This window comes from Terrimonas sp. (assembly GCF_003075435.1).
Taxonomy (GTDB): domain Bacteria; phylum Bacteroidota; class Bacteroidia; order Chitinophagales; family Chitinophagaceae; genus Agriterribacter.
Window position 1 is genome coordinate 365,215 of sequence record NZ_QCZJ01000001.1, and the last position, 13,647, is coordinate 378,861.

At 42.1% G+C, this 13,647-nt stretch carries 8 protein-coding genes; 3 read left to right on the plus strand and 5 right to left on the minus strand.

Annotated features, from left to right (window positions below; translation table 11 throughout):
- Positions 1-22 precede the first annotated feature (22 nt).
- Complete coding sequence (locus tag DC498_RS01435) at positions 23-5,293, minus strand: FG-GAP-like repeat-containing protein (protein WP_116872332.1); 5,271 nt, start codon at positions 5,291-5,293, stop codon at positions 23-25.
- A gap of 214 nt (positions 5,294-5,507) precedes the next feature.
- Positions 5,508-6,056 (minus strand): DinB family protein, encoded by a 549-nt coding sequence (locus DC498_RS01440; RefSeq protein ID WP_116872333.1) that lies wholly within the window; start codon positions 6,054-6,056, stop codon positions 5,508-5,510.
- 699 nt (positions 6,057-6,755) lie between these two features.
- On the opposite strand from DC498_RS01440, the gene DC498_RS01445 reads away from it, so the two are divergent.
- Positions 6,756-7,307: a fasciclin domain-containing protein gene (locus tag DC498_RS01445; RefSeq protein WP_116872334.1), complete on the plus strand. Its 552-nt coding sequence runs from the start codon at positions 6,756-6,758 to the stop codon at positions 7,305-7,307.
- A gap of 240 nt (positions 7,308-7,547) precedes the next feature.
- Here DC498_RS01445 and DC498_RS01450 read toward each other — a convergent pair whose 3' ends face one another.
- The 3 genes from DC498_RS01450 to DC498_RS01460 form a co-directional block, all read right to left on the minus strand.
- Positions 7,548-8,396, minus strand: coding sequence for an AraC family transcriptional regulator (locus DC498_RS01450; RefSeq protein ID WP_116872335.1), 849 nt, complete (start codon positions 8,394-8,396; stop codon positions 7,548-7,550).
- 69 nt (positions 8,397-8,465) lie between these two features.
- Positions 8,466-9,053, minus strand: a complete 588-nt coding sequence (locus tag DC498_RS01455; RefSeq protein WP_206197497.1) for an ankyrin repeat domain-containing protein — start codon at positions 9,051-9,053, stop codon at positions 8,466-8,468.
- A gap of 97 nt (positions 9,054-9,150) precedes the next feature.
- A complete protein-coding gene (locus tag DC498_RS01460; RefSeq protein WP_206197498.1) occupies positions 9,151-10,425 on the minus strand; it encodes an amidohydrolase in 1,275 nt (424 codons plus the stop codon).
- Positions 10,426-10,727: 302 nt separating this feature from the next.
- Here DC498_RS01460 and DC498_RS01465 point away from each other — a divergent pair, with 302 nt between their 5' ends.
- Positions 10,728-11,360, plus strand: coding sequence for a ribonuclease H1 domain-containing protein (locus tag DC498_RS01465; RefSeq protein ID WP_116872337.1), 633 nt, complete (start codon positions 10,728-10,730; stop codon positions 11,358-11,360).
- 33 nt (positions 11,361-11,393) lie between these two features.
- Positions 11,394-13,571 (plus strand): UvrD-helicase domain-containing protein, encoded by a 2,178-nt coding sequence (locus DC498_RS01470; protein ID WP_206197499.1) that lies wholly within the window; start codon positions 11,394-11,396, stop codon positions 13,569-13,571.
- Positions 13,572-13,647 lie beyond the last annotated feature (76 nt).

Consider the following 13,647-nt stretch of genomic DNA (forward strand, 5'->3'; position numbering starts at 1 on the left):
TTCTGTTCTTATTTTCCTTGATCTATTGCCGGATAATTTTCCTTGTTTCAGTTGTTGTTTGCAAATAGTATATGCCCGGTGTTAACCTGCTTATATCCAGCGATAGTATCGTATCATCTACCCTTCTTATTTTTATCGATGGAGTTATATTTTTGCCTTCAACATTATATAATTGCAGTCGGGTGAGTTCCGCCCTGCTACCTTCAACGGACAATATACTATTTGCCGGATTGGGATAAACACGAAGCTTCGACTTATGATCTGCAATATTTACTTTTCTTATTTCCGAATAACTGAATTTCCCATCCTTATCCACCTGCTTTAAACGGTAATAAGAAATTCCTTTGTACGGTTGTTCGTCCCATACTTCGTAGGCTATATTTGTTGAAGCGTTGCCAGCTCCGTTTACTTTGTTTATTTCATGCCAACGCGCTGCATCTGCTGATCTTTCAACTGAGAAGTAGCTATTATTGATTTCAGAAGCAGTTTCCCAAAATAGCCTTACCCGCTTATTGTCAACAGGTGTTGCTGTAAAATCAATTAAATCAACCGGCAGTGCCGCAGCATTCATGCTCATAGCACCAAAAAAGCCTGGCGGATATACCCAGCGGCTGTATACCTGCCCGTTCAGCGATGTAACAGGATCATATTTTACACGTGCCCGTACTTTTGTTTGAAACGCTGTTTTATTAACATTGTCCGTAAGCAAAATACCTGAAGCGCCAAGGTCTGAAAACACCATCTGCTCTGCTGTAAACTGTGTGCTGTTGGTAATGGGTGAACCGCTGCTGAAGGGTTGCCCCTGCGCTCTTGTTTCCCAAACCAGTTTACCCTTTGTTCTGCCCTGTGGATTTTTGGCAAATAACCCTATGGCAAAATCAGGTTGCGTAATATTTACCTGCTGAATAGGTATAGTTGTTGAAGTATTAAATAATTGTATGGTTTTACGGATACCAGCGCTCTTGTTTCCCCAATAAACTTCTGCTTTATCCGCTGCATTCAAAGCAATGTCCGTAAATCCATCGCCATTTATATCACCTATTGCCGTTCCATTAATATAAGTATCTGCATAGCCATCCCCATCAACATCAGCAATACCGCCAGCCGTTACTGTCGGATAATATACCGGAGATCGGCTTATCCCTGCGGCAGACCCAGGATATATGAACCATCCACCGCCAACCTGGTAAACTTTGATATCAGCAAATCCGTCACCATTCACATCTCCGGCAGGAGAGATAGTTCCAAAATGCTCTTCTTCAAACACCCCCGAAACAATATCACCAGGGTTTGTAAAACCCTCACCATTTGGAATAAAGCCGGCCGAAGAGCCGTAATATACCATAAATGCTCCATTTTGAAAACCATTGGTACTGGCATCCGAATCTCCTACAGCCACATCACAATAGCCATCGCCATTTATATCACCGGGCATAATAAGATTATCACCAAAATAGGTTTTAACACTTGCTCCATACAAAAGCGTTCCGGGTGTTTTTATTATTCCTGTTGCCGAGCCATAATAAACATGTATAATACCAGTCCCGCTAAAAACACCGGGAGCCGCAATAAAAAGATCACTGAAACCATCGCCGTTAACATCACCTGCAACATTTACGTACCCAAACATGCTGGGATAAGGTGCTAAGTTGACATCATTATATCCTTCTAACGTATCTGTATTATTAATATTGATTCCTATAGCTGAACCATAAAAAATAACAACCCCGCTTATCTGCTCCTGTGGGGTTTGGGTTATTATTATATTCACCACCATATCACCATAGCCATCGCCGTTAACATCTCCTGCGGTAGCCCCACCCCACCCTGACAACAGTGTAACATCAGGCGTATTGCTGATGCCGTTTTGCGAACCATAGTAAATATACATACCACCATTTGGTACTCCTACGATCAGATCATCAAAACCATCGCCATTTAAATCACCTGCACCGGAAATGCGGGTTCCTGCAATATTGAATGTATAGGCAGCAGTTGTTCCTGTTGTGCTTCCACTGCCATTATAGAAAAATATTGCGCCTTCATTGGTCTCCCCGTTTTCATATTGCGGCACACCTATAACAACATCACTGTAACCATCACCATTAATATCGCCCGACGAATTTACCCAGGTACCATAATGAGCACCTGCCTGGTCACTTCCAAGTATCGCAACCGGCGCATTATTAATGCCTGATGCAGCGCCATAATATACAAAAGCAGCGCCTTCATCCGTTTCCTCTTTATCAAAATAAGGAGCGCCTATCACAATATCACTGTAGCCGTCTGCATTGTTATCCCCTGCGCCTGCAACACTATAACCAAACTGTGCATTAATTTGATTGCCCTCCAACAATATTGCATAAGGCGTAACGATTCCTGTAGCTGAGCCATGGTAAACCCAAACAACACCTTCATCTGTTTCTCCATTATCAAAATATGGAGCGGCAATAATAACATCGCTATACCCATCACCATTTACATCACCTGCTCCGGAAACAGATATTCCCATTTGCGCATTAGCCTGGTTGCTTTCTATAACAGCAACAACGGTATTGCTCAGGCCAACAGCGCTGCCCTGGTAAATAAAGGCCGCGCCTTCATCCGTTTCGCCGTTATCATAAAAAGGCGCGCCAATTACAATATCGCTATATCCATCTGCATTTATATCAGCGGCGGCAGCTACGCTTGCTCCAAATTGAGCGTTTCCTTGGTCTCTTTCTAAAATAATTGCCGGTGTGTTATTTATGCCTGCGGATGAACCGGTATAAACAAATACAACGCCTTCATCAGTTTGCCCGTTATCATATAAAGGTGCACCAATCAATATATCACTAAATCCATCCCCGTTAACATCTCCTGCCCTTGATATGCTGTTGCCGAATAAAGTGTTAGCCTGATTGCTTTCAAGCAACGCTGCAGGGGTGGTACTAATGCCCGTTGAAGATCCCATATATACAAATACAACACCTTCGTCTGTTTGCCCATTATCATAATGAGGAGCAGCTATAATAATATCAGCATATCCATCATCATTCAAATCTCCTGCACCGGAAACAGCGGTTCCGAAATGCGCATTTGCCTGGTCAGCCTCCAGCATTACAGGATCTGAACCAATACCGGTTGATGAACCATAATATAAAAAGGCAGCGCCCTCATCTGCTTCACCATTATCATAACCCGGAGCGCCAACAATCAAATCTGAATACCCATCGCCATTAACATCTCCTGCGCCGGATATCCCTGCTCCATACAAGGCATCGGCCTGGTTGCCTGCATGCAATGCAGGTAATGTGCCTCCGGAACTTAATTCTCCATAATATACGAATATGGCTCCTGCATAACCATGTATGTTTCCATATATAGAACCCAGCACCAGGTCCGTCAGGTTATCTTCATTGGTCTTTTCTGAAAAAGCAATTGGATATCTATCGTTTGTAGCATAGATGCTATGCAATTTTATAGTATCTGCATTGCTTTTATTAATACCCGTTGTGGTACCTGAATATACCGTAGCAATGGTAAGGAGCGATCCGGTATTGCCCGGGCTCCCGGCCGATATACTCACATATGCCGAGTTAGTTGCTCTTTTATTACAAACAACATAAGTACCAAAGTTCTCACCGGGTTTATTATTTTGCAGTGTATCTGCTGTTGATTGATCCAGGCCTGAGGCCGCGCCATAATAAACCAACGCTATTCCTTCATCAACTGCTCCGTTATCATAACCGGGTGCACCGATAATAATATCGCTAAAACCATCACCATTCAGATCACATCCACCTGCCATACCTGCGCCTAACCGGGCTCCTTCCTGGTTACCTTCAATCGTATCTGGCGCGGCTATAATGCCTGACGCGGCTCCGTAAAAAAGCAGGGCAATGCCTTCTTCTGGTTGATCTTTATTCAAGCCGGGAATGCCAATCATGAAATCATCATAACCATCGTTGTTTATATCTCCTGCTTCCGCTAAAATAGTACTGTACGCTAACTCAGGATCATTCAATTTGAGCTCAACAGCGGAGCTGGGCGATGTATTAATTCCCGAAGCGGCGCCATAATATATAAAAGCCGCGCCGTTAGTGCCGTTACCATCAGGATAAAAAAAAGCACCGGTAACAATGTCACTGTATCCATCTCCATTTATATCTCCGCTTATTGCCTTAAAATGACCTATACCGGAATTAACGGCCCCCACAAGCGTATCAACCTTGCTTACATTTACGCCTGAGGCAGAACCATAGAATACTACCGCCTTATCCTGAAATGCAATCCCCACAACAAAATCGCTGTAACCATCTGCATCAATATCTCCTGCTGCAGCAACATAAAACCCCAAAGAGGAATTTTCATCTGTTAATGTATCTGTATTAAAACTTGTAATACCTTCTGCCCCACCGTAATAAACAAGTACCATTCCACCATCCGAACCGGCAAGCACATCACCATAGCCGTCTCCGTTAATATCACCTGCTCCTGCTACGTCATATCCAATGTGTGGATAAGAAGCAGTACCAGATAATATCGCGTCAGGCAATTTTAGATTTGAAATAACAGGATCGATGGTTACCGGAAATATAGCATTCTTCACTTCAGCTATTAAATTAATTTCATTTCCGTTCAATTTCATTTTCGCAGTAACATTTTTCCCCGTTGCATCCCATACACGTATATCAGTATAGGTAAGTGTGCTGTTAGCGTTATGAAAGGAAATGGCATTTTCAGCTATTTCGGTAGCCGTCATACCTGAATATTGCAACCGCACAGCAATTGTTCCTGTATTTTTGGGAGCGGATTTTATTATAAAATTCTGACGCACACCTTCGTCATTGTTGATATACTGTTCTGTAAACTTTTCATGTTCAAAATCAACCTTATTATTATCGGTAACAACAGAAACCTTCTGCCCGGGCCTGGCAATGCAATTTCCGTCAGCATAAATACCCTCTGTAATAAACTTCAGCTTAAAGCCGGGATTATTTTGTTGAATACGATTTTGCAGCGACCAGCTTCCCGGTCGAAAACTACTCCTGATATTATGCCTGCGGTTGGGGCTACGGTAAGTTTTGTTTACGGGATCAAAGCGGATATTGTGTTCTTTCGCTTCAATAGCGGCAAGCATTTTTTTATCAATATCCGCACCGGTAATTCCCGCTTTTTTGCTGAAATATGTGTTTGCGCTATTGTTGACTTTATAAGTATCTGTATATTTCTTCTCCCTATCACCCTGTATAATCAATAAAAATACCGCTAATACACCTCCAATTAATTTTTTTGTAGAAATAATTCTCATAACAAAATAATTAAAGATTAGTAAACAATGTAGTCACTGAAAAAACTACGGCTAAATGATCAAGACATTGGATGGGTGTTTACAGGAAACATTGTAACCGGGGCATATATCAATTCTTATGCGTGAAGCTATATTATTCTCTTAGTAAGTTAGTATGAAGATATAAAATTCAACTCATAAAACTGCGAACAAATACTCTTTACATCAATAAAAGTTATTCTATACAATTCCGCAGTGCCTGCTGCACATGTCTTTCATCGTGCGCAATCACAAATTGAAAAACATCTCCCAGCTTTAAACGGATCAATGCTGTTAATGATATAGGTATTCTTTTATCAAGATCAGCAGAAGCTGCTTTTGACAAAAGTGTGAGCAATTGCTCCTGCTGCTGTATAAATTCCGCTACAACTGCATAAGCATTCAATTGTGGTGGCGGATCATATTTTTTAAAAGCTTTCATTTTTTTCTTTCCTGTTTCCGGCTCCATCATTTTAGTAAAATATGCGCCAAACCATGAGCTTTTAAAGTTGGTTTTAGTGGTATCGGAATTATTCTTGATTGCTTTCTCTATTGCGGGCAAATAATAATCACCGTATTCATTTAAATGCTGAAGACACTGTGCAATACTCCAGCCGCAGGTTGCAGATGCTGCAAGCAATGCCTGTTCGCTCATATTTTGAAAAGCATGTATTGCATGGTGAAGATGATTTTCAACCCGCTGATAAAGTTTGTTAAGTAATGCCTGTTTGTTTACCTGTTCCATATTGTATTATTATTTCACTGCAAAAATGCGGGGCAATACATTTATGGTTGTTGGTTTTTACCAAGATTTTAAAATGCCGGAAATTTCCGGACCAAGCAATGATATTTCGTGAAAGTTCACAAAAGGCAAAGCCGCAAAAAAGGGTTTTACTACTTATACATAACTATCCCCTGCCATCAGGTAGCTGGTGCTTCTTACGCCTTGCGGGCCTTTGGTAAGCATGCCCTGGCAACAAGATCGTTAATATCACATACAGCGGTAATATAGGTTACCGTTTGTAGCATTTGCGGTAAATAAGATATCTACATGCCGCAAAATACATGATATTTATCAGCACCCGGACAGAGGAGAAAATCCGGAAAATGCTGATGACAAGCATATATTACACCTGGTTAAACAAAAGAATAGATTAGGCAACTGATATTAAGAAAGGCTGGTATGGAACAATAAAAGGCAAGCCAACGCCAGCAGGTTCCTATACCTGGATGATCAATCTTGCAGATACAGATGGAGTAAATCAACGCCAAAACGGCGTTGTACTGCTTACGCGATAACCAACCTGAACTGTCCGGAATAATAGCCCAGTTCCTGCTTCTACCACTACTACACAACCTGCAAGGGGTAAAATCAGCTGTCTGCATGACAAACCTCATAAGGTATAGGATAAGCTTCTGATAACTTACAGGAAACTCTTCGAGCATGAAAAAACTACTTTTTATTTTTTTTGGCGCAGGCACACTGATTGCCTGCAACTCCGGCGCCAACACCCATACTGAAGCATCTCCGGGAACAGCTGTTGAAACGCACTCGCAGGCAGGCGTGGTAGATAACATCTCTCAGCCAAATGTAGTGCAGGTCGCCATTGGCAGTGCAGACCACAGTACTTTGGTGAAAGCAGTAAAAGCTGCCGACCTGGTGACTTCGCTGAGCAATGCAGGCCCTTTTACAGTGTTTGCTCCCACCAACGCTGCTTTTGACAAGCTCCCGGCAGGCACAGTGGAAGACTTGCTGAAACCCGGAAAGAAAGACGCTTTAATTGATGTTTTGCAGCATCATGTGTACGTGGGCGTGCTTAAAGCCGGACAACTGCAGGACGGCCAAAGCCTTGGTATGGTGGATGGAAAAAATATAACGATCAAAATAGTAAACGGCAAGCCGCTGATCAACGGAAAGGCAAATATCGTTGCTTCCGTGCCGGCGTCAAACGGGATCGTTCATGTAATAGACGAGGTGTTAACACCCGCGCAATAGATTTTTACACTATGACTGTATAAACAGGAGTTTCCAAGGGCTCCTGTTTTTGTTTATCAGGCATATTGATGACAAAGTGCATATCAGAGGTTGCTGTTTAACGGCCTCACCTGTTTTTTCTATGCCACAAATTCCGGCGTCCTGCGCGGCAGGATCATACTCTTTCACTATAATATTTCGCCAGCCGACAGAGATAATTCCCGGCGCTGCATTTGCCTGATCGTATACGCTGTTGTGATGTTACAAATCCTTAAACTGTGTTGGCGTCATGCCGGTTTGCAATCTGAAGAACTTTGAAAAATTAGCGTGATCGTAAAACCCCAGCGCATACACTATATCCTTTACCGACATTTCCGAAACCTTCAACAGCCGCTTTGCCTCCAGTAAAATGCGGTCGTAGATAAGCGAGGAAGCGGCCGCATGCAGGTTTTTCCTGCAAACAATATTGAGATAATTGGCAGAGATATGCAGCTTACCGGCATAAAATGCTACCGAATGCTCCTGCTTAAAATGCTGGTCAACCAGGGCTATATATTTTGTTATAACAGGGTTGGAATGATATCCCTCAAAATCTCCGGAAGCGCTTTCCACGATCTTGCTGATCAGCAAGCAGATCAACTGGCAACGGGTTTGCACAAGCTCCCAGGCAGTGTTTGTTCCGCTCAATTCTTTTTGGATCGCCCTGAATTCATACAGCAGCAATTGATAATGCGCTTCTGAAATATTCATTACAGGATGGCTCTGGTAATAGGATGCAGAGAACCGCAGAGAAGGGCGGAACCACTCAAACCATTCGCGGCTGATCATCAGTTGGTAGCCGATGGTTTGCTGCGTCATTTTCCACTGGTGCACCTGGCCGGGAAAAAGCAGGTGAACCTGGTGGCTTTTGATCCTGTGAGGTATAAAATCTATCGTATGTGTGCCGCTGCCACGCTCAAACAGCATGATCACAAAAAAATCATGCTTATGCGGATCATCAATCGAATGCGCTCCCCTCAGCTCATGAAATAAAACATTACAGCGCGTGGACTGGCCTTCGCTGAACCCGCTGATGCTTAAAACCGGGAAGTGACCGGGCGGATGCTTCATACAGCTTCAAAACTTGTTGCTTAAAAATAGGACATTCCGAACCAATACCCGGCGCTTATTCCTGCGCCTCTATCTTTCCAGTATTTCGGCGATCTCCTTAAAGCCCCTCGACCGTGCATGTTGTAAAGGCGTGACGCCATCTTTATCCGCAATGGTAAGGTTGGCGCCGGCATCTTTCAGTATCTGTACGATCTGCCGGTAGCTTTCACTTCCGTTGCCCAAAATAACAGCCTCTAACAATGCCGTCCAGCCGAGGCGGTTCACATGATCAATGGGAAAACCTTTTGTATTAGCCAGTATTGTAACGGTTTCCACATGCCCCCGCTCGCAGGCAGGGATCAATGCCGTGCCGTTGTAGCGGTTGAACCGATCAAAGCGTGCGCCGTTCGCTAAAAACAGCTTTACCAAAGCGGTTTGCCCGCTGGCGCCTGCATAAAGGAACGGACTGTCAAGGTTATCAGCCTGCAGGTTCACATCAGCTCCGTGTGTTACCAATAGCTTTGCCATCTCCGCCTGCTGCTGTATAGTAGCGATCAGCAATAATGACCGCCCGCTTTTATCTCTTGTATTCACATCCGCACCGCCGCTCAACAGCTTCTTCACAGCCTCCATATCATTCTTCTTTACAGCCTCAATAATATTTTGTTGCTTATGCATTGTATAAGTTGAAGGTTCAATAATAGTCGGCTGACATGCATTAAAAATGACGAATGAAAATAACAATAGCAATAGCTGCATAGCCGGAATATTTAATTTAAAATACCACCTTCCCCTCATAGATCAGCGACTCCACCTGCGAAACCCTCGACACCGCTTCGGCAGAGCAACTGGCATTCAAAAGTACCAGGTTGGCTTTGTAACCTGCCTTAGGCCATTGGCGGTTGCCTTTATCATTCAACGGCAGCACACCGGCTGTTGCCAGCCCCAGGCTTCTCGACAAACCGAACTCGGTAGAATAGCCATATAGTTGCGCCGCCAGGTTGGCTTTGTGCAGCACACTGCCTGTGCCGAAAGTATTCCAGTGATCTACAATGCTGTCGTTACCGGTCATTACTTTCACTTTGTGTTTATACAATGTGGGAATGGGCATGATCAGTCCGCCGAATGGAATGGTGGAGTTGATGCCTATTTGTGCAGCACCCAGCTTTTCAGCGATCTCTTCCTGCCTGGCGTTGTCTAATTTTCCCAGCACAAAGCAATGACTGATGTAGGTCTTTCCTTTCAGCACCGGGTTTTCATTTACCTTGTCTATTAAATATTCCACCGTTTTCAATCCTGATTCGCCTGTTTCGTGCAGGTGAATGTCAATGCCCTTATTATGATCCAGCGCCAGTTGAACGGTAAAGTCAATCGTTCTTTCAATAGCGCCATCAATAGTGTAAGGATCCAGTCCTCCAATGAAATCAATATTCATTTTGGCTGCTTCCTTCATGTAAGGAGCGGAGTTGGTATAGAATACACCGTGTTGCGGAAAAGCCACGAGTTCCGCGCCAAAGCTGTCTTTCCTGTTTTCCAGGGCTTGCTGAAGGTGCGCTAATGATTCCAGCTTAGAGACAGGCTCTATATTCACATGACTACGTGCAAAGCCCGTGCCTTTTGATTGCAGCAGCTCCATCATTTTTTCCGCTTTGAACGTGGAATTTTTCAGCATTTCAGGGAGTATCTTTTGCTCCAGCGCGATCATTCCCTTTACGCCGCCTGTTCTTTTCCGCGTTGCCCGCCAGCTATCGCCGTAAAAGGTTTTATCCATGTGGATATGCATGTCCTTAAAAGAAGGCAGCATCAGGTAACCTTTTGCATCAATGGCATTGGCGTTGGGCTGGTTGGGAGATATGGCTGCAATGTTGCCGTTCTCTATCTCAATATAAAACAACCCAGTGGTGGTTGCCGTTACTTCACCGTCCTCGTATACAAAGCCGGTTTCCAGGCGAACATTTTTGAGGCTTAATTTATTTTTACCTGCTGCGGGTGTATTACCCGTAGCAGCTTTTAAACCCGGTATGCACGGTGTTATGGTTAATCCTGCCATGGCTAAAGCTGAATTTTTGATAAAATTTTTACGGGAGATATTGTTTTGTGCATTCACCTGTTATTCTTTTGCAGCAAAAGTACTTTTAACCAGGTTCAGATAAAGGTAGATGTTATAACAGGTACGGTAGGATTTATTATCGTTCATTGGGAATATGTAATACTGCCCCTGAAAAACATCCCAGGATGTCTACAGTACTGATAAATTTTTGTACTAAATTCGACTAACCGTTGGCTAACTGTTAATAAACGTAAATCTGCCGGTATAAGATATCTCGCAACAGAAAACGCCAAACACCGGGAATGGCAAAAACAAAATATTATGTAGTTTGGGTCGGACGACAGACTGGCGTCTTTGAAACATGGGAAGAGTGCAGCGCGCAAGTATCCGGTTACCCTAAAGCTGTTTATAAATCCTTTAAAACAAGAGAACTGGCAGAACAAGCTTTTAAAAGTTCGAGCAGGGAATTTATCGGGAAAGATTTTTTTGAATCAGAATTAACTCCCGAACAGCTTGCTTTACTGGGAAGCCCGGTCAAAGAAAGTATTTCAGTTGATGGAGCCTGGGACACGACAACAGGAGTTGCAGAATACCAGGGTATTCACACAGAAACCGGCAAAATTTTGTTTAAAGGAGGACCATTTGAAGACGGAACAAACAATATTGTTGAATTTTTAGCAATTGTTCATGCTTTAGCCTATTGTAAGCAAAATAGCCTGAAACTTCCAATTTACTCAGACAGCAGAAATGCCATTGGCTGGGTAAAGAACAAAGAGGCAAGAACCAATCATAAGAGAAGTGATAAAAATAAGAAACTGTTTGAACTTATTGACAGAGCAGTTAAATGGCTGAATGAAAACACCTATGACAATGAAATACTGAAATGGGAAACGAAAGCCTGGGGAGAAAATCCCGCCGACTTTGGAAGAAAATAAACCTTCCTGTTAAACAAACAACTGAATAAGCTTTTGGAAAATATAATAAAAACCGATTTAAGTGCGCTAAACGATAAGCAGCGTGAAGCGGTTGTTAGCGAGGACAAGCGTATACTGGTTTTAGCCGGTGCCGGCTCGGGTAAAACAAAAACACTTTTACAGAAAATTATCTACCTGATAGAAGAAAAAGGTGTAAACGCCTCCAGCATACTTGCCATTACATTTGCCAAAGATGCAACAAATGAAATGATAGACAGATTAATCATTTCAGCAGACACAAGTGGAAACTATAAGAAGCAGCTACTTGACGAAACCTTAAGCAACGTAAAAAAGGATAAAGAGAGACATATCCAGCAGAAAAATTACGCGTTGACAAATAACCTGACCATCAAAACATTCCATTCATTTTGCTTCAGTATTCTTCGCGATGACGGAGCTAAGGTATTCGATAATAAATTCAAAATAATCAAAAACACAAAAAAGAACGAAGACGACGAGCTTTCCAAATATACTGCCCGGGAAACTGCATTCGGAGTAATGCATAAGCTTTTAATCGAACTATGTGAGGATGCCGGCTACTTACTTCAGCTCAAACGATATATACTTGATTATATTATTGACAAAATTCACATACAGAATACAGACCAAAGACTTCCACCGAAAGATGGAAAGTATTTCACGACTCTTGACGGAACGAAAGTTCGGTCAAAATCAGAACAATATATTGCTGACTGGTTTTACAGGCACAACATCAGGTATGAATATGAACCCCGGGTAAATGTAAAAGACTTTCCATTCCGCCCGGATTTTTATATTCCTGATGCAGATCTTTATATAGAACATGTCAGCGATAAGAGCTATACGATCAGAGATAAGGAAGAACAATTTAAAAAAGGCAATTTACTATTGATCAAAACCTCAGACAGCATAACGAAAGACTCAACTCTTTTTAATCAAACGCTTGATGAAATTGTAAAGAACCGGCTGTCATCTTATTATCACAAAACCGTAACCCTCGATTTTAAAGAGGAATTCAATGGCTATCATGAAAATGTTAAAGAATTTATTCGGCAGATCATAAGAGTTTCAGACATGATCAAGGTTGAAAATACTGACGCCGGTTTTATTTTAGAAAAAGGTAGAAATGACCCGCATGAGAGAGTTCGTAATTTTTATGAACTTGCTGTTCCGGTTATCAAAAAATATATTGATTACTGTACAAACAAATCCTATCTTGACTATAATGATTTGCTTTCAAAAAGCATTCCACTCTTTAAGAACCATGCTGATATTGCCAATAAATACAGGGAAAAATATAAATACATTTTAGTAGACGAATTTCAGGATGTAAATACCTTACAGGTAGAGTTAATCAAAGTGCTCTTAACTGAGGACACCCAGCTTTTCTGCGTTGGAGATGACTGGCAAAGTATTTACGGATTTATGGGATCAAACATAAGTTATATTATAGATTTTGAAAAACACTTTGCCAACTCGAAAATAATAACACTCAGCTTGAATTATAGAAGCACGCAAAACATAGTTGGCGCGAGTAATGAAGTAATCAGTTACAACAAATTCAAAATAGACAAAGATGTTCAGGCTTCTAAGATCTCTGAGCACAAAATAGTTGTTTATTCAGGAAACAACAGAGAAGAAAATATTCAGTTCTGTATTGATAATATAAAGGAATTGGCAAATGAGGGAGTGAGCAATGACGAAATCCTGTTTCTCTACAGAAGAAAAAAAATGTACACCTCCTATTTAACCCGGTTTAAAGACGAAGGACTAAGTGTTCAATCAAAAACGATCCATGGCGCCAAAGGGCTTGAGGCAAAAATTGTATTTATCATCGGCTTAACAGAAGGATATGGAGGCTTTCCTGACATTTGGATGGAGGACAGGATTTTTCAGATAATCAAAAAAGCTGACCATGATTTGCTATTGGAAGAAGAAAGAAGATTATTTTATGTTGCCATTACGAGAGCCAAAGACAAACTGTTCCTCATCACAGAAAGGGGAAATGAATCAAGCTTTTTAAAAGAAATTACCGAAGCATTTACTGTAAGAACATCAAACCCCATGAAATCAGTAGTTGACAGGATAATTACTTGCAGCAGTTGCCTCAGCACATTAGAGAAGCTTTGGGTTTTTTGCCCTTATTGCGGACAGAAAGTATCCGAACAGACCGGGAGACAGGAAAACAAATAAACTGGTAGCATTGGTACGAAAATTGAGCTGTGGCCGAAATGCATTAACAATGCAATGCTGAACTTCTTTCTGCAGA